The organism is Pseudomonas sp. HS6 (genome assembly GCF_023375815.1).
GTDB lineage: Bacteria > Pseudomonadota > Gammaproteobacteria > Pseudomonadales > Pseudomonadaceae > Aquipseudomonas.
The window spans coordinates 3,827,929-3,844,035 of record NZ_CP067412.1; the positions used below are offsets into that span (position 1 = coordinate 3,827,929).

The following is a 16,107-nucleotide window of genomic DNA, read 5'->3' on the forward strand; positions in this document are numbered from 1 at the left end:
GTCGGCTCCAGCAGTAACACGCACTCACACTTAAAAAGAACAAAACAGGTGAAGTGATGCAGCGAATTTCTATCGCACTCCTTAGCGGAGTCCGCGTCTCGCAACGGCCCGATGCCGTCAGCGGCGCTCGCCTGTTTTGTTCCCAAAGCCTTCCAGACCGGACATCGTCAGATGCCCGGTTTTTTTATGCTTTCGAACAGGAGTCCTGATTCATGGCTGAACCCCTTTCCTTGCCGCCAGTGCCCGAGCCACCCAAAGGTGAGCGTCTGAAAAACAAGGTTGTGTTGCTGACCGGTGCCGCCCAAGGCATCGGCGAAGCGATCGTTGCGACCTTCGCCTCGCAGCAGGCCAAACTGGTGATCAGCGATATCCAGGCTGAAAAGGTCGAGAAAGTCGCTGCGCACTGGCGTGAGCAGGGCGCCGATGTGCAAGCGCTCAAGGCCGACGTCTCGCGTCAGCAAGATCTGCACGCCATGGCCAGACTGGCCATCGAGCTGCACGGTCGCATTGACGTGTTGGTCAATTGCGCCGGGGTCAACGTGTTCCGCGATCCGCTGCAAATGACCGAAGAAGACTGGCGCCGCTGCTTCGCCATCGACCTCGACGGCGCCTGGTATGGCTGCAAAGCCGTGTTGCCGCAGATGATCGAACAGGGGATCGGCAGCATCATCAACATTGCCTCGACCCATTCAACAAACATCATCCCCGGCTGCTTCCCTTACCCGGTGGCCAAGCACGGATTGCTCGGGCTAACTCGTGCGCTGGGCATCGAATACGCGCCGAAGGGCATTCGCGTCAACGCCATCGCCCCGGGCTACATCGAAACCCAGCTCAACGTCGATTACTGGAACGGCTTCGCCGACCCTCATGCCGAACGCCAGCGCGCTTTCGATCTGCATCCACCAAAACGCATCGGCCAGCCGATCGAGGTGGCGATGACTGCCGTGTTCCTGGCCAGCGACGAAGCGCCGTTCATCAATGCTTCGTGCATCACCATCGATGGTGGTCGCTCGGTGATGTACCACGACTGAAAAAGCGGATTTCAGGTGGAAGGGTCCGCCTGAAATTCAATCATCATACGATATGACTATTGTCGTCTTGATTTGCGGGAAACGCTTCGACCGCTGTAACGCTTTTCAAATAACGCTCAAGAAAAATAACAAGGAGTCTGCTTATGAAACGTCGTTTCGGGATTCGTACCCTGTGCAGTACCGCGCTGGCGGTCACTGCGTTCAGCCTGAGCGGTTCGCTGCTGGCCGCCGATCCGGTGAAGATCGGTTTCCTGGTCAAGCAGGCCGAAGAGCCGTGGTTCCAGACCGAATGGGCCTTCGCTGAAAAAGCTGCCAAGGACAAAGGCTTCGAGCTGATCAAGATTGCTGTGCCGGACGGCGAGAAAACCCTTTCGGCCATCGACAGCCTCGCGGCCAACGGCGCCAAGGGCTTCGTCATCTGCCCGCCGGACGTGTCCCTTGGCCCTGCGATCATGGCCAAGGCCAAACTCAATGATTTGAAAGTGATCGCCGTGGACGACCGTTTCGTCGACGCCAACGGCAAGTTCATGGAAGAGGTGCCGTACCTCGGCATGGCCGCGTTCGAAGTCGGCCAGAAGCAGGGCGCCGCCATGGCCGCCGAAGCGAAAAAGCGTAACTGGGACTGGAAAGATACCTACGCGGTGGTAAACACCTACAACGAACTCGACACCGGCAAGAAGCGCACCGACGGCTCGATGAAAGCGCTTGAAGACGCCGGCCTGCCGAAAGAGCACATCCTGACCGCCGCCCTGAAAACCCTCGACGTACCGGGCAGCATGGACGCCACCAACTCGGCGCTGGTCAAGCTGCCGGGCGCGGCGAAGAACCTGATCATCGGCGGCATGAACGACAACACCGTGCTCGGCGGCGTGCGCGCCACCGAAGCTGCCGGGTTTGCCGCCGCCAACGTAATCGGCATCGGCATCAACGGCACCGATGCGATCGGCGAGCTGAAAAAGCCCAACAGCGGCTTCTACGGTTCGATGCTGCCGAGCCCGCACATCGAGGGCTACAACACCGCCAGCATGATGTACGAGTGGGTCACCACCGGCAAAGAACCACCGAAGTACACCGCGATGGACGACGTCACCCTGATCACCCGCGAGAACTTCAAGCAAGAGCTGGAAAAGATCGGCTTGTGGAACTGACGGCAGCGACGGCCCGGGCCACCGGGCTGTCATCGGTGTGAAGAGGTGGCTTAAATGCACGCGCAAGTACAAACACAACAACACAGTGCCAGCGGTAGCCTGCGTTTCAACGGGATCGGCAAGACCTTTCCCGGCGTGAAGGCGCTGGACGGCATCAGCTTCGTTGCCCTTCCCGGGCAGGTGCACGCCTTGATGGGCGAGAACGGCGCTGGCAAATCGACGCTGCTGAAGATCCTCGGTGGCGCCTACATTCCGAGCAGCGGCGAGCTGCAGATCGGCGAGCGGACGATGGCGTTCAAGTCCACTGCCGACAGCATCGGCAGCGGCGTGGCGGTGATTCACCAGGAGCTGCATCTGGTGCCGGAAATGACCGTGGCCGAGAACCTGTTCCTCGGGCATCTGCCGGCCAGTTTCGGCCTGATCAATCGCGGTGCGTTGCGTCAGCAAGCCCTGGCTTGCCTCAAGGGCCTGGCCGATGAAATCGACCCGCAGACCAAAGTCGGGCGCCTGTCCCTCGGCCAGCGGCAACTGGTGGAAATCGCCAAGGCGTTGTCCCGTGGCGCGCATGTGATTGCCTTTGACGAACCGACCAGCAGCCTGTCGGCGCGGGAAATCGACCGCTTGATGGCGATCATCGGTCGGCTGCGCGACGAGGGCAAAGTGGTGCTCTACGTCTCCCATCGAATGGAAGAAGTGTTCCGCATCTGCGACGCGGTGACGGTGTTCAAGGACGGTCGCTACGTGCGTACCTTCGACGACATGAGCCAGTTGACCCACGATCAACTGGTGACCTGCATGGTTGGGCGCGACATTCAGGACATCTACGATTACCGCAGTCGCCCGCGCGGTGCCGTGGCGCTGAGAGTCGATGGATTGCTCGGCCCGGGCCTGCGCGAACCCATCAGTTTCGATGCGCACAAAGGCGAGATTCTTGGCCTGTTCGGACTGGTCGGGGCAGGGCGCACCGAGCTGTTCCGGTTACTCAGCGGCCTGGAACGCAACACCGCCGGACGCCTGGAATTACGCGGTCATGAACTGAAACTGCGTTCGCCCCGTGACGCGATCTCCGCCGGGATTCTGCTGTGCCCCGAGGATCGCAAGAAGGAAGGCATCATCCCGCTCGCCAGCGTTGCCGAGAACATCAACATCAGTGCGCGGGGCGCGAACTCCGGGCTCGGTTGCCTGCTGCGCGGGATCTGGGAAAAGGGCAATGCCGACAAACAGATCAAGGCCCTGAAAGTGAAAACACCCCACGCCGGGCAACAGATCAAATTCCTCTCCGGCGGCAATCAGCAAAAGGCAATTCTCGGCCGTTGGCTGTCGATGCCAATGAAAGTCCTGCTGCTCGATGAGCCGACCCGGGGCATCGACATCGGCGCCAAGGCCGAGATCTACCAGATCATCCATAACCTGGCCGCCGACGGTATTTCGGTGATCGTGGTGTCCAGCGATCTGATGGAAGTGATGGGTATTTCCGACCGCATTCTGGTGTTGTGCGAGGGCGCCCTGCGTGGCGAAGTCAGCCGCGACCAGGCCAACGAATCCAACCTGCTGCAACTGGCTTTGCCGCGCCACCGCGCTGACGGCGTGGCGAACTGAGAGGTGACTATGATGACAACCCAAAACGAAACCCTGCCGACCGCACGCAAACCGCTGGATATGCGGCGCTTCCTCGATGACTGGGTGATGTTGCTGGCGGCGGTGGGGATTTTTCTCGCCTGCACCTTGCTGATCGACAACTTCCTCTCGCCGCTGAACATGCGCGGTCTGGGCCTGGCGATTTCCACCACCGGGATCGCCGCGTGCACCATGTTGTATTGTCTGGCGTCGGGTCATTTCGACCTGTCGGTGGGTTCGGTGATCGCTTGTGCCGGGGTGGTTGCGGCGGTGGTGATGCGCGACACCAACAGCGTGTTTCTCGGCGTCAGCGCTGCATTGGTGATGGGGCTGATCGTCGGGTTGATCAACGGCATCGTGATCGCCAAGTTACGGGTCAATGCGTTGATCACGACGCTGGCGACCATGCAGATCGTCCGAGGGCTGGCCTACATTTTTGCCAACGGCAAAGCGGTGGGCGTGTCCCAGGAATCGTTCTTCGTGTTCGGCAACGGCCAGTTGTTCGGCGTGCCGGTACCGATCCTGATCACTATCGTCTGCTTCCTGTTTTTCGGCTGGTTGCTGAATTACACGACCTACGGGCGCAACACCATGGCCATCGGTGGCAACCAGGAAGCGGCGTTGCTGGCGGGGGTGAATGTCGATCGGACGAAGATCATCATCTTTGCGGTGCATGGGGTGATCGGTGCGCTGGCCGGGGTGATTCTGGCTTCGCGGATGACTTCGGGTCAGCCGATGATCGGGCAGGGTTTTGAGCTGACGGTGATATCGGCCTGCGTGTTGGGCGGGGTGTCGTTGAGTGGTGGGATCGGGATGATTCGGCATGTGATTGCCGGGGTTTTGATTCTGGCGATTATTGAGAATGCGATGAACCTGAAGAATATCGATACGTTCTATCAGTATGTGATTCGTGGGTCGATTTTGTTGTTGGCTGTGGTTATCGATCGCCTGAAACAACGCTGAGATCAAAAGCCCCCCTCACCCTAACCCTCTCCCGGAGGGAGAGGGGACTGACCGAGGTGTCTTTCGCTGTACATCGACCTGAAATGACCAGTCGATTATGGATTCGGTAAAGCTTTTTCAGGTCGACGTATCTCCCCAATATCCCCCATTCAGTCCCCTCTCCCTCCGGGAGAGGGCTAGTCGGGCGGCGTTCCGATGAGGGAAAGCTTTTGATCCCGGCGCCTTCCGTCACCCCACCCAAAATTTCCCTTGCCCATCCAACCCCGTTTCAGTTATCACTTTGTACATGATTAGACAGGTACGATTTGACAAGAAACAACGGGTGGTCGACGAGCTCGTCCGACGCATCGAAAGCGGCCTCATGGAGGACGGCTTTCTGTTGCCCGGCGAGCATCAGTTGGCTCAGGAATTCAACGTCAGCCGTGGCACGTTGCGCGAAGCGCTGGCCGAACTGAAGCGGCGCAATTACATCGCCACGCAAAGCGGGGTTGGCTCCATCGTCACGTTCGACGGTGTGGTGCTCGATCAACGCAGCGGTTGGGCCCAAGCCCTGGCCGACAGCGGGGCGCTGATCAATACCGAAGTGCTGCGCCTGGAAGCCGTGACCCGGGCCGATCTGTTTTCGCGCTTCGGCACCGACCAATTCATCACCCTCGACCGTCGTCGCCGTTCCAACGACGGCACACTGGTGTCCCTCGAACGCTCATTGATGCCCGCCACCGGAGGCCTGGAAAGCCTGCCGCGTGTGGGCCTGATCGACAATTCGCTGACCGTTACGTTGGCGGCCTACGGTTACATCGGCGAGCGCGGCGATCAGTGGATCGGTGCCGAGCCGCTCAACGCCGTGGATGCCGAACTGCTCGGGCGTCCGGAAGGCACGGTGTTCCTCAAGGCGCTGCGCACCACCTACGACCGGCAGAATCGTTTCATGGAACAGGTCGAAAGCCTGCTCGATCCGGTGCATTTCCGTCTGCACCTGCAATTTGGAGAATCGAAATGACCGCCCTCGCCCGTGCCTTGGGCGCGTTTTATGGCCTGGCCCTCGGCGACGCGCTGGGCATGCCGACGCAATCCCTGAACCGCGAAACGATCAAGCAGCGCTTCGGACAGATCACCGACCTGCAAGACGCCGGCCCGTTGCAACCGATTGCCGCGAACATGCCCAAAGGCTCGATCACCGATGACACCGAACAGGCGATTCTGGTGGGCGAATTGCTGGTCGAAGGCAAGGGCCGGATCGAGCCGGCGGTGCTCGCGCAACGGCTGATCGAATGGGAAGCCGAGATGCAGGCCAAGGGCTCGCAGGACTTGCTCGGCCCATCGACCAAGCGCGCCATCGAGATGATCCTCGCCGGTCATTCGCCGGAAGAGGCCGGGCGCTACGGCACCACCAATGGCGCGGCGATGCGCATCACCCCGGTGGGAATCGCGGCGGATGTCGCCGACCCCGAGCGCTTCATCGCAGCGGTAGTACAGGCCTGTCAGGTCACTCACAACACCACGCTGGGTATTTCCAGCGCGGCGGCGGTGGCGGCGGTGGTTTCGGCCGGCATCAACGGCCTGGACCTGGGCGAGGCGCTGAACCTCGGCCAGCAGATCGCCCAGCAAGCTGAAGCGCACGGGCACTGGGTCGCCGGTGGGCGCATCGCTTCGCGGATCAGTTGGGCGCGCAGCATCAGTGTCGAGAGCGACCCGGTGTTGCTCGCGGATCTGCTGTACGACGTGATCGGCACATCAGTGGCGTCGCAGGAATCGGTGGTGGTGTCGTTCGCCCTCGCACAGCAAGTCGCGGTCGGTGAAATGACGCCGTTCGATGCGCTGTGCATGGCCGCGAGCCTGGGTGGCGACACTGACACCATCGCCGCGATTCTCGGCGCCATGCTCGGGGCCTGCCTGGGCCTGCAGAGCTGGCCGGCGGCGATGATCGAGACGGTGAAGGCCGTCAATGGTCTGGAGCTTGAACCGTTGGTGCAGGAGCTGTTGGCCTTGCGCTGATTGAACTGACGCCATCGCTGGCAAGCCAGCTCCCACAGGGACCGTGCAAACCTCAAGGTTCACTTTGAACCTGAGGGTGCTGGGCTGCTCGCGAAAGGCGCACCACAAATCCTGAATATTCACCCGCAATGGATCGCGCAGACAGGCCCAGGAAGGGCGGGATGTCTTGTCGTTCTGCGTCATTGCCACAACCACAATAAAGGCAAACAGGAGCATTTTTCATGAGCTTATCGAACGCCGGGCAAAGCGCCGGGCAACTGGAAACCCGTGGCATCGAACCGGTGCCGGAAGGCGAGTGCAACGGCCATCCGCTGCAACTGTTCTGGGTCTGGTTTGCTGCCAACATTTCCATCCTCGGCCTGCCACTGGGCGCGACGCTGGTTGCGTTTCGCGGCCTGGCGATCTGGCAGGCGATCATCGTTGCGATCCTCGGCGCTGCCGGTTCGTTCGCGGTGGTGGGGATCATCTCGATTGCCGGCCGTCGCGGTCGTGCGCCGAGTCTGACCCTGTCTCGGGCGATCTTCGGTGTGCGCGGCAATATCGGCCCGACGCTGGTGTCACTGATGTCGCGTCTGGGCTGGGAAACCGTCAACACCACCACTGCCGCGTTCGTGCTGCTGTCGTTGTGCTCGATCCTGTTCGGCTCGCCGGTGGAAGCCAAAAGCGCGCCGGTGTTGACCCTGATCTTCATCGCGATTTTCGTGCTGCTGACCCTGTCGGTGTCCGGCCTCGGCCACGCCACGTTGCTGGTGATCCAGAAGTGGGCGACCTACGTGTTCGGCGCGCTGAACATTCTGGTCGGTGGCTTCCTCTGCGCGACCATCGACTGGAGCGCGGTGTTCAACGCCACGCCGGCGCCGATGAGCGCGATGATCATCGGTATCGGCACCATGGCGGCCGGCACCGGGATCGGCTGGGCGAATGCCGGCGCGGACATGTCGCGCTATCAGCATCGCAGCGTCAAGGCTGTGCGGCTGGTCGCTTCGGCGGCGTTCGGTGCGGGGATTCCGCTGGTACTGCTGATCACCCTCGGCGGCCTGCTGTCGGTGGGCAACAACGACCTCGCGTCGGCGACTGACCCGATCGTGGCGATCCGCGACATGCTGCCGACCTGGATGGCCGTGCCGTATCTGATCACCGCGTTCGGTGGCCTGTTGCTGTCGAACAACCTGTCGGTGTACTCCGCCGGTTTGACCACGCTGACTCTCGGCTTGAAGGTCAAACGCGTGTACGCGGTAGTGGTCGATATCGTTGCGATCTTCGCCGGTTCGATCTACTTCATGCTGATCGCCGACAGCTTCTACGGCCCGTTCATTACCTTCATTTCCCTGCTGGCGGTGCCGATCACCGCGTGGGTCGGGATTTTCGTGGTCGACCTGATTCACCGTCACTACTACAGCCCCAAAGACCTGCTCGACGTCAGCCCGAGCAGCGCCTACTGGTACAGCGGCGGCATCGAGTGGCGCGCATTCGGCGCGTGGGCGATTGCCATCGTGCTGGGCTTCAGTTTCACCACCATCGGCACCACTGCCGAGAACGTCTGGTTCAAGGGTTTCCTGTCCGACTCGTGGCTGGGCCACAACGGCCTCGGCTGGATCGTGACCTTCGTGGTCGCCGGTGGCCTGTACTTCGTACTCGGCGGGGCGAAAGACCGCCGCGCCGCGCAAACCGAGAATGCTCATGCCTAAGATGTTGCACACCGGCCAGGTCATCATCGACCTGGTCATGGCCGTGGAGGCGCTGCCGCAAATCGGCGGCGACGTGCTGGCGCAGTCCGCCAGTTTCGAAGCCGGCGGCGGCTTCAATGTAATGGCTGCCGCCGCGCGCAATGGCTTGCCGGTGGTCTATCTCGGTCGCCACGGCAACGGTCGATTCGGCGATCTGGCGCGGCAGGCGATGAACGCTGAAGGCATCCATATCGGCATCGAACAGCCTGCAGGACGCGACACCGGAATCTGCGTCGCGCTGACCGATGCGTCGGCCGAGCGCAGTTTCATTTCCTACATCGGCGCCGAAGGTGAAGTCACGGCGGCGGAACTGGACAGCGTTGCCGCCGAGGCCGGGGACTATGTCTACGTCAGCGGCTACAGCCTGTTGCACAGCGGCAAGGCTCAGGCGTTGCTGGACTGGACGCTGGCGCTGCCGAAGACGATCAACGTGGTGTTCGATCCGGGCCCGCTTGTGGAGTCGCCGGACTCACCGATGATGCAGGCGCTGTTGCCGCGTATCGACGTGTGGACCAGCAACAGTGTCGAAGCCTTGCGTTTCACTGGCGCGGCGGCCATCAAAACAGCGCTGGACCGCTTGGCCGTGCACTTGCCCCAGGATGTGCTGATGGTGGTACGCGACGGCCCGCAGGGTTGCTGGATTCATCAGCACGGCGAGCGCCGGCATGTGCCGGGTTTCAAGGTTCAGGCGGTGGACAGCAATGGCGCGGGCGATGCGCATGCCGGTGTCTTCGTTGCCGGCCTGGCGCAAGGGCTGGCGGCTGATGAAGCCGCGAGGCGCGCCAACGCCGCCGCTGCGTTGGCCGTCACTCGCTGGGGCCCGGCGACCGCACCGCGCACCGCCGAAGTCGATGCGCTGATCCGCGAATCTTCCGCCTACTGACCGGTTCCTTCGGAGCCCGAGCCACCGGTGGTGGTTTTCGAACCGATGCCGGAGCCTGAGTTGTCGGGAGTCGTGGAGGAATCCGGCGTGTTCATTCCGCCCTGACGACCGGGGTCATTGCCCTGGGTGCGTGGATCGGTTCCGGTGGCCGGCGGCTGATTGATCAGCGGAACGCCGGAGCCATCGGTATTCATGCCCGGAGCGCTGTTGATCGCAGGGGCGCGCGGTGGCGTGACCGGATCGGTGGGGCCGGTGCCCGTGGCGGTCGCGGCGAACGCCACGGGAGAGAGCAGGGCGGCAAAAACGAGAGCAGTCAACCTTGACGAGATCATGGTATGTCTCCAGTGATTGGAATCCTTACCTGATCTTGGTCTGCCCTCGCGTGGCATAGGTGCCGATTGAATGACGAACGGTTCAGTTCGTCAGTGCGCTTTCTACCGTCATCCGCCGCCAGAGCAGGCGGCCGAGGGTGATCGACCAGTTCAACGCCGCCACCGCCAACACCGTCAGCAATAACATCGGCATGCCGTGCTCGACGATGATTTTCCCGGCCAGCAGCGGGAAGCCGAATACGCCGATGAAGTAAGAAAGACTGAACAGCAACAACGCCTGCGACGTGGTGCCGGCCGGAGCTTCGTTTGCCGCCAACCCATTGATCACTGAGTAGGTGAGGCCGTAACCGACACCGAGCATCACCGCTGCCAGCAGATAGCTGAAACCACTCTGCACGCCGAACGCGAACAAAACGATCGAGCCCAGCATCAATCCCGACAGCAGACACGACGCCCGCAGCGAATCACGCTTGACCACATAACCTGCGATCAACATCCGGCTACTGATGGCGGCGCTCATGAAACCCAGAAAGAACAGCGAATAGTCCAGCGAACGGGCGGCGGCATAGCTGGTCTGGAAGCTCGACAGCCCGCCAAACACGCAACCGCCGAGGCCGACCATGATGATCGGAAACAGTGCTCGGGAACCCAGCACTTGAGTGGTCGCTTGCCAGGTGATTTTGGCGGCTGACGGTGCTTGTGTACTTTTCAGACGGGCACCGAGACGCCAGAACAGCAGCACCCCGATCAGGCTCGCCAGCGCCGCCAGAAAGAATGCCGACGTCACTGGCAAACCCAGCGCACTTGCCGCCCGCCCGAGCAACGGGCCGCTGCCGATCCCGGTCATCATGCTGCCGGACAGCAGCGCAAAGTATTTCGCCCGCTGCGCCGGGCTTACCAGACTGGCGACGATGATCGGCCCCAGCGTATAGAACACGCCCCAGCCCAGCCCCAGCAGCAACCCGAAAAACAGCAGCAGATGACCGAAGCCCGGCGTCATCGCAAACCCAAGACTCGCTGCCACCAGCAACAGCCCGAACAGCGCAATCGAACGCGCCGCGCCCAGCCAGTCGGACAGGTGCCCGGACACCAGCACCGCAACGAAGGTGCTGAGCATCGCCGCGCTGATCACGCTGCCGGCATCGTGCTCGTTGCCGCCGCGAGAACCGATCAGCAGCGAGAGCAGAAACGTCACGCCATAGGACAGCGACAACAGATAACTGGCGAGGCAGAACAGACCGAACAGTTTGCCCGAGACCTGGGGTGTTGCTTGAGGCATGACGCGGTTCCTTGACCGGAAAAATTGAGCGTCATCTATCTAACACGACAGGCCCGCGGCTTAGGTCTGAGCTTGGCGATCTCAGGATCGTGATTGACCGGAGTAATGCCTTCAGACCACGCCGATCTCTTCCTTGAATTGCTCCATGAAACCCTTCAGGCGTTGATGACGGATCTGTGCCAGACGCTGACCCGCAGCAGTCTGGAAACCGTCGGCGAGGTGCAGCAGTTTGGTCTGGAAATGATCGAGGCAGAATCGCTTGTCGTCGTAGTCCCTTTCCCGAGCCTCGGGATCCTGCGGGTCGTACAGCGCGCTGCCCATGCGCCCGGCGATGTAGAAGGTGCGGGCGACGCCGAGCATGCCGAGGGAATCGAGGCGGTCGGCGTCCTGCATCAGGCGGGCTTCGAGGGTAAGCGGGGTGATGTTGGCGGAAAAACTGTGGGCTTCGATGGCGTGGACGACAGCGTCGATTTTGGCTTCGGGCCAGTTCAGGTTTGCCAGCACCTTTGACGCCTTTTCCGCCGCCAGGCGTGATGCCTGTGAACGCAGTGGCGAGTTCTTTTCTACGGCCACGCAATCGTGCAGCAACACCGCCGCGAGCAGCACCTCAAGATCGCCGCTTTCCTCGGCCTGCAAGGTGCGCACGTTGTGCCAGACCCGTTGCAGGTGCGACAGATCATGAGCGCCGTCCTCCGACGGTTCCAGGGCGTGGGGCAGCAGTTCGGCGGCGAGTGAGGCCAGAGGTTCGAATGCGTTCATGAATATCCTTCCATCCAGACAAAAATCCCTGTGGGAGCGAGCTTGCTCGCGATGGCGTCTGCTCGGTCGATGAAGGCCTCGACCTTACCTCCGCCTCGCGAGCAGGCTCGCTCCCACATGAGTTGCGGTGTTTCTGCGATTGAGTAGAGTAGTGTTTGCTTTGCCATGTGACGAGCGCCGCGCGCCGCCTTAGTATGGCGTTTTCCTTTTTCCGACAAGGCCCGTCCATGACGATCGAAATCCGCCCGGCGACCCCCAGCGATGCTCCGCAAATCCTCGCGTTCATCACTGAACTTGCAGACTTCGAAAAGGCCCGTCACGAAGTCATCGCCAGCGTCGCCGACATCGAGCGCAGCCTGTTCAGCGAAGGCGCCACCGCCCACGGCCTGATCTGCCTGCGTGACGGCTTGCCGATCGGTTTCGCGGTGTTCTTCTTCAGTTATTCAACCTGGCTGGGAAGCAACTGCCTGTACCTCGAAGACCTTTACATCACCCCGGAACAACGGGGCGGCGGCGCCGGTAAAACCCTGCTGCGCCACCTCGCAAAAATCGCCTGCGCCAACGACTGCGGCCGCTTCGAATGGAGCGTGCTGGACTGGAACACCCCGGCCATCGAATTCTACAAATCCCTCGGCGCCCAGCCGCAGGAAGAGTGGGTGAGGTATCGCATGGATGGCAAGGTGTTGCGCGAGTTTGCCGAGGGTTGATCGTCAGGGCGTCTGCCTGGTTTTGGCCGTTTCCTCATCGGTCGATTCCCAGTTGCCACTCAAAAGTCCATCCAGCGCCTGCCGCACGGAAATCCTGAAAGCCCCAGCCTTCCCTTCGTCGAAGGCCGCTTTCCAATACTCGTAGCCCTGACTGAAATCCGGAATCTGCGCAGTCTCTCCCACTCGGCGGGTAAGGCTGCTTTGCAACGCTTTGGCATGGAAGGGCAGATGAGGCATTTCATTGATTTCATTACCCGCCACCGGATTGATCATGCGGATGCCGTCGACCCGGATGTGCACGACCTTGCCGTATGCCGGGTAGTCCTCGATTTTCAGGATGGTCAGCGTCGACTGTTCCTCTCCCGGTCGGGTTTTGTAGGCCCAGATATCGCCTTCTTTCAGCGATGCTGCAGCGCTGACGACTGAGCTGAAGCAAAGTGCGCCCAGCAGCGCCAACGTTTTCAGTACCTTCATTTTTCTTCCTTGAGCATTCGAGTGCATGCGCCACTCAGGGCGCGAGACGGCATTTTAGAGCGTTGGCGGAGAAAATCCTGTCACACTTGTAAATCCCATAATATGGGAGTGATATTTATATATTGAGATTTGTTGGTGTCCGGGTTTATAGTCCATCTCACTCACTGCCAATAACAAAACAGGTGAAGCGATGCTGGCGCAATTGATCGCGCTCGATTGGGGGACGACCTCCCTACGTGCTTACAAACTCGCGGCGGGCGGGCAGGTGCTGGCGCAGCGGTCGCTGTCGTTCGGGATCATGCAGTTGCCGAAGACGCCGCGGGTCATCAACGGTCGTGAATGCTCCGATGGTTTTGAGCTGGCGTTCGACGAGGCGTGCGGCGACTGGCTCGATGCGCAACCCGATTTGCCGGTGATTGCCTGTGGCATGGTCGGCAGCGCTCAGGGCTGGCGCGAAGCGTCCTACCGCGATACGCCGGCCAACGTGGCCGATCTTGGAAAATCCCTGCAAACCATTCGCAGCATTCGCGGTGTCGATGTGCATATCGTGCCGGGTGTCATTCAGCGTTCGACACTGCCGAACGTGATGCGCGGTGAGGAAACTCAGGTCCTCGGCGTCCTGCAGAATCTGCCGCTCGAGGCGGGCAATGATCTGTTGATCGGCCTGCCGGGCAGTCATTCGAAATGGGTGGAAGTGGCCGACGGCTGCATCACCCGCTTCGACACTTTCATGACCGGCGAAGTGTTCGCCGTGCTCAGCGAGCACAGCATTCTCGGCCGTACCCAACATTACAGCGCGACGTTCGACGCCGAGGCCTTTGATCGCGGTGTGCAGGTTGTGTTGTCGTCGGAGGGCGAAATCGGCGTGCTGTCGACCTTGTTCAGCGCCCGCAGCCTGGGCCTGACCGGTGAACTCAGTGCCACCGGGCAACCGGACTATCTGTCCGGCCTGCTGATCGGCCACGAGCTGACAGCGTTGGCCGCCGTGCAAAGACGCCGGCGCAACAGCGCACATCTTCCTTCGATCATCCTCATCGGCAACGCGCAGTTGTGCGCCCGCTACAGCCGGGCCCTCGACGCCTGCGGTTTCGCCCGTGTGACGCTGGCCGAGCAGGCCACCGAGCGCGGGCTGTGGCAATTGGCGCTTGCCGGCGGACTGATCGATTCCTCATCCCGTTAACCCTGACTGGAGGCCTGACATGCTCAAGCAAGCACTGGCGCAAAACGGTCTGATCGCGATCCTGCGCGGCCTGCATCCGCAGGAAGCCGCCGCTGTCGGAGAAGTCCTGTACGCGGCCGGATTTCGCGTCATCGAAGTACCGCTCAATTCCCCTGCGCCGTACGAAAGCATTCGCATCCTGCGTAAGACCCTGCCCGCCGATTGCCTGATCGGTGCCGGCACGGTGCTGACCCCGGAACAGGTCGAACTGGTGAAGGAAGCCGGTGGCCAAGTCATCGTCATGCCCCACAGCGATGCCAAGGTGTTGCGGGCAGCGAAAGCCGCGGGGCTGTACCTGTCGCCGGGCGTCGCAACGCCGACCGAAGCCTTCGCGGCGCTGGAGGAGGGCGCTGACATTCTCAAGCTGTTCCCGGCCGAACAGATGGGCCCGGCGGTGGTGAAATCCTGGCTGGCGGTGCTGCCGGTAGGGACGATTCTGGCGCCGGTCGGCGGCATCACACCGGACAACATGCAGGCGTTCATCGACGCCGGCGTCAAAGGCTTCGGCCTCGGGTCCGGGCTGTTCAAGCCGGGCATGACGACCGAGCAAGTGGCGGCCAATGCCAAGGCCTACGTGGCTGCCTGGAAAGCCCTTCGCTAAGACTTTTTGGCGCTGTGTGCGCTGCACAAGAGAGACAAGCAGATGAAAATCACCAAACTCACCACCTTCATCGTCCCGCCGCGCTGGTGCTTCCTGAAAGTCGAAACCGACGAGGGCGTGAGCGGTTGGGGCGAGCCCGTGGTCGAGGGACGCGCCCATACCGTTGCCGCAGCGGTCGAGGAATTGTCCGACTACCTGATCGGCAAAGACCCCCGCAACATCGAAGACATCTGGACGGTGCTGTATCGCGGCGGCTTCTACCGTGGCGGCGCGATCCACATGAGCGCACTGGCCGGCATCGACCAGGCGTTGTGGGACATCAAGGGCAAGGCCCTCGGCGTGTCGGTCAGCGATCTGCTTGGCGGTCAGGTCCGGGACAAGATCCGTGTGTATTCGTGGATCGGCGGCGACCGTCCGGCGGACACCGCGCGGGCTGCGAAAGAGGCGGTGAGTCGTGGTTTTACTGCGGTGAAAATGAACGGCACCGAAGAGCTGCAATTCCTCGATACCTTCGAAAAAGTCGATCTGGCGCTGGCCAACGTTGCCGCCGTGCGTGATGCGGTCGGGCCGAACGTCGGCATCGGCGTCGACTTCCATGGCCGGGTGCACAAGCCCATGGCGAAGGTGCTGATGAAGGAACTCGACCCGTACAAATTGATGTTCATCGAAGAGCCGGTGCTCAGCGAAAACTACGAAGCGCTGAAAGAACTGGCGCCGCTGACCAGCACGCCGATTGCCCTCGGCGAGCGGCTGTTTTCGCGATGGGATTTTAAACGGGTGTTGAGTGAAGGTTACGTCGACATCATCCAGCCGGATGCATCCCACGCCGGCGGCATCACCGAGACCCGCAAGATCGCCAACATGGCTGAAGCCTACGATGTGGCGCTGGCATTGCACTGCCCGCTGGGGCCGATCGCACTGGCGGCGTGCCTGCAACTGGACGCCGCTTGTTACAACGCGTTTATCCAGGAGCAGAGCCTGGGCATCCATTACAACGAGAGCAATGACCTACTCGATTATGTGAAGGATCCCCGGGTGTTCGACTACGACAAAGGCTTCGTGAAAATCCCCAACGGCCCGGGCCTGGGGATCGAGATCAACGAAGAATACGTGATCGAACGCGCGGCGGTCGGCCACCGCTGGCGCAACCCGATCTGGCGTCATGCCGATGGCAGTTTTGCCGAGTGGTGAGTCTTTCCTGATCCAACACCAAACACTGTGGGAGCGATCTTGCTCGCGAAGAGGGCGGCACATTCGAAACCGATGTCGCCTGATAGATCGCTTCGCGAGCAAGCTCGCTCCCCACAGGTTGATCTCCAGGAAGCGGAGATCTGCATCCCCCCGACCTCAATAAACATAAGAAGAGGCGCTC

The 16,107-nt window shown here is 61.3% G+C and carries 16 protein-coding genes; 12 read left to right on the forward strand and 4 right to left on the reverse strand.

Annotation, left to right across the window (positions count from 1 at the left end; genetic code table 11):
• Positions 1–212 precede the first annotated feature (212 nt).
• The 8 genes from JJN09_RS17265 to JJN09_RS17300 all read left to right on the forward strand — a co-directional run bounded on the left by JJN09_RS17265 (position 213) and on the right by JJN09_RS17300 (position 9,364).
• The gene (locus tag JJN09_RS17265) at positions 213–1,031 is read left to right on the forward strand and encodes an SDR family oxidoreductase (protein WP_249482795.1); all 819 of its coding nucleotides are present in this window, start codon (positions 213–215) and stop codon (positions 1,029–1,031) included.
• A 143-nt stretch (positions 1,032–1,174) separates the two neighbouring features.
• Positions 1,175–2,179, forward strand: coding sequence for a substrate-binding domain-containing protein (locus tag JJN09_RS17270; protein WP_249482796.1), 1,005 nt, complete (start codon positions 1,175–1,177; stop codon positions 2,177–2,179).
• A 54-nt stretch (positions 2,180–2,233) separates the two neighbouring features.
• Entirely contained in the window at positions 2,234–3,778 is a 1,545-nt protein-coding gene (gene araG / locus JJN09_RS17275; protein WP_249482797.1) for an L-arabinose ABC transporter ATP-binding protein AraG, read from the forward strand.
• Positions 3,779–3,790: 12 nt separating this feature from the next.
• Positions 3,791–4,759: an L-arabinose ABC transporter permease AraH gene (gene araH, locus JJN09_RS17280; RefSeq protein ID WP_085697229.1), complete on the forward strand. Its 969-nt coding sequence runs from the start codon at positions 3,791–3,793 to the stop codon at positions 4,757–4,759.
• 286 nt (positions 4,760–5,045) lie between these two features.
• A complete protein-coding gene (locus JJN09_RS17285) occupies positions 5,046–5,759 on the forward strand; it encodes a GntR family transcriptional regulator (protein ID WP_249482798.1) in 714 nt (237 codons plus the stop codon).
• Complete coding sequence (locus JJN09_RS17290) at positions 5,756–6,754, forward strand: ADP-ribosylglycohydrolase family protein (RefSeq protein WP_249482799.1); 999 nt, start codon at positions 5,756–5,758, stop codon at positions 6,752–6,754. Before JJN09_RS17285 ends, JJN09_RS17290 begins: the two co-directional genes overlap by 4 nt.
• Positions 6,755–6,975: 221 nt before the next feature.
• On the forward strand, positions 6,976–8,442 hold the full coding sequence (locus JJN09_RS17295; RefSeq protein WP_249482800.1) for a cytosine permease: 1,467 nt from the start codon (positions 6,976–6,978) through the stop codon (positions 8,440–8,442).
• Positions 8,435–9,364, forward strand: coding sequence for a PfkB family carbohydrate kinase (locus tag JJN09_RS17300; protein ID WP_249482801.1), 930 nt, complete (start codon positions 8,435–8,437; stop codon positions 9,362–9,364). Before JJN09_RS17295 ends, JJN09_RS17300 begins: the two co-directional genes overlap by 8 nt.
• Here the strand turns inward: JJN09_RS17300 and JJN09_RS17305 are convergent.
• The 3 genes from JJN09_RS17305 to JJN09_RS17315 all read right to left on the reverse strand — a co-directional run bounded on the left by JJN09_RS17305 (position 9,358) and on the right by JJN09_RS17315 (position 11,734).
• A complete protein-coding gene (locus JJN09_RS17305) occupies positions 9,358–9,696 on the reverse strand; it encodes a hypothetical protein (protein WP_249482802.1) in 339 nt (112 codons plus the stop codon). The genes JJN09_RS17300 and JJN09_RS17305 overlap by 7 nt on opposite strands.
• 82 nt (positions 9,697–9,778) lie before the next feature.
• Positions 9,779–10,975: an MFS transporter gene (locus tag JJN09_RS17310; protein ID WP_249482803.1), complete on the reverse strand. Its 1,197-nt coding sequence runs from the start codon at positions 10,973–10,975 to the stop codon at positions 9,779–9,781.
• A 111-nt stretch (positions 10,976–11,086) separates the two neighbouring features.
• On the reverse strand, positions 11,087–11,734 hold the full coding sequence (locus tag JJN09_RS17315) for an HD domain-containing protein (RefSeq protein ID WP_249482804.1): 648 nt from the start codon (positions 11,732–11,734) through the stop codon (positions 11,087–11,089).
• A 227-nt stretch (positions 11,735–11,961) separates the two neighbouring features.
• Between JJN09_RS17315 and JJN09_RS17320 the strand changes: the two genes are divergently transcribed.
• Complete coding sequence (locus tag JJN09_RS17320) at positions 11,962–12,441, forward strand: GNAT family N-acetyltransferase (RefSeq protein ID WP_041475599.1); 480 nt, start codon at positions 11,962–11,964, stop codon at positions 12,439–12,441.
• Positions 12,442–12,444: 3 nt separating this feature from the next.
• Here JJN09_RS17320 and JJN09_RS17325 read toward each other — a convergent pair whose 3' ends face one another.
• On the reverse strand, positions 12,445–12,915 hold the full coding sequence (locus JJN09_RS17325; RefSeq protein WP_249482805.1) for a hypothetical protein: 471 nt from the start codon (positions 12,913–12,915) through the stop codon (positions 12,445–12,447).
• A gap of 190 nt (positions 12,916–13,105) precedes the next feature.
• Here JJN09_RS17325 and JJN09_RS17330 point away from each other — a divergent pair, with 190 nt between their 5' ends.
• The 3 genes from JJN09_RS17330 to dgoD are packed head-to-tail and all read left to right on the forward strand — an operon-like array spanning position 13,106 to position 15,926.
• Positions 13,106–14,095 (forward strand): 2-dehydro-3-deoxygalactonokinase, encoded by a 990-nt coding sequence (locus JJN09_RS17330; RefSeq protein ID WP_249482806.1) that lies wholly within the window; start codon positions 13,106–13,108, stop codon positions 14,093–14,095.
• A 19-nt stretch (positions 14,096–14,114) separates the two neighbouring features.
• Positions 14,115–14,735, forward strand: a complete 621-nt coding sequence (locus JJN09_RS17335) for a 2-dehydro-3-deoxy-6-phosphogalactonate aldolase (RefSeq protein ID WP_249482807.1) — start codon at positions 14,115–14,117, stop codon at positions 14,733–14,735.
• A gap of 42 nt (positions 14,736–14,777) precedes the next feature.
• A complete protein-coding gene (gene dgoD, locus JJN09_RS17340) occupies positions 14,778–15,926 on the forward strand; it encodes a galactonate dehydratase (RefSeq protein ID WP_249482808.1) in 1,149 nt (382 codons plus the stop codon).
• Positions 15,927–16,107: the final 181 nt, after the last annotated feature.

Bases quoted from the DNA above. Each gene is read 5' to 3' on its own strand.
- JJN09_RS17265 (WP_249482795.1), top strand. From the start codon at position 213: ATGGCTGAACCCCTTTCCTTGCCGCCAGTGCCCGAGCCACCCAAAGGT.
- JJN09_RS17270 (WP_249482796.1), top strand. From the start codon at position 1,175: ATGAAACGTCGTTTCGGGATTCGTACCCTGTGCAGTACCGCGCTGGCG.
- araG (WP_249482797.1), top strand. From the start codon at position 2,234: ATGCACGCGCAAGTACAAACACAACAACACAGTGCCAGCGGTAGCCTG.
- araH (WP_085697229.1), top strand. From the start codon at position 3,791: ATGACAACCCAAAACGAAACCCTGCCGACCGCACGCAAACCGCTGGAT.
- JJN09_RS17285 (WP_249482798.1), top strand. From the start codon at position 5,046: ATGATTAGACAGGTACGATTTGACAAGAAACAACGGGTGGTCGACGAG.
- JJN09_RS17290 (WP_249482799.1), top strand. From the start codon at position 5,756: ATGACCGCCCTCGCCCGTGCCTTGGGCGCGTTTTATGGCCTGGCCCTC.
- JJN09_RS17295 (WP_249482800.1), top strand. From the start codon at position 6,976: ATGAGCTTATCGAACGCCGGGCAAAGCGCCGGGCAACTGGAAACCCGT.
- JJN09_RS17300 (WP_249482801.1), top strand. From the start codon at position 8,435: ATGCCTAAGATGTTGCACACCGGCCAGGTCATCATCGACCTGGTCATG.
- JJN09_RS17305 (WP_249482802.1), bottom strand. From the start codon at position 9,696: ATGATCTCGTCAAGGTTGACTGCTCTCGTTTTTGCCGCCCTGCTCTCT.
- JJN09_RS17310 (WP_249482803.1), bottom strand. From the start codon at position 10,975: ATGCCTCAAGCAACACCCCAGGTCTCGGGCAAACTGTTCGGTCTGTTC.
- JJN09_RS17315 (WP_249482804.1), bottom strand. From the start codon at position 11,734: ATGAACGCATTCGAACCTCTGGCCTCACTCGCCGCCGAACTGCTGCCC.
- JJN09_RS17320 (WP_041475599.1), top strand. From the start codon at position 11,962: ATGACGATCGAAATCCGCCCGGCGACCCCCAGCGATGCTCCGCAAATC.
- JJN09_RS17325 (WP_249482805.1), bottom strand. From the start codon at position 12,915: ATGAAGGTACTGAAAACGTTGGCGCTGCTGGGCGCACTTTGCTTCAGC.
- JJN09_RS17330 (WP_249482806.1), top strand. From the start codon at position 13,106: ATGCTGGCGCAATTGATCGCGCTCGATTGGGGGACGACCTCCCTACGT.
- JJN09_RS17335 (WP_249482807.1), top strand. From the start codon at position 14,115: ATGCTCAAGCAAGCACTGGCGCAAAACGGTCTGATCGCGATCCTGCGC.
- dgoD (WP_249482808.1), top strand. From the start codon at position 14,778: ATGAAAATCACCAAACTCACCACCTTCATCGTCCCGCCGCGCTGGTGC.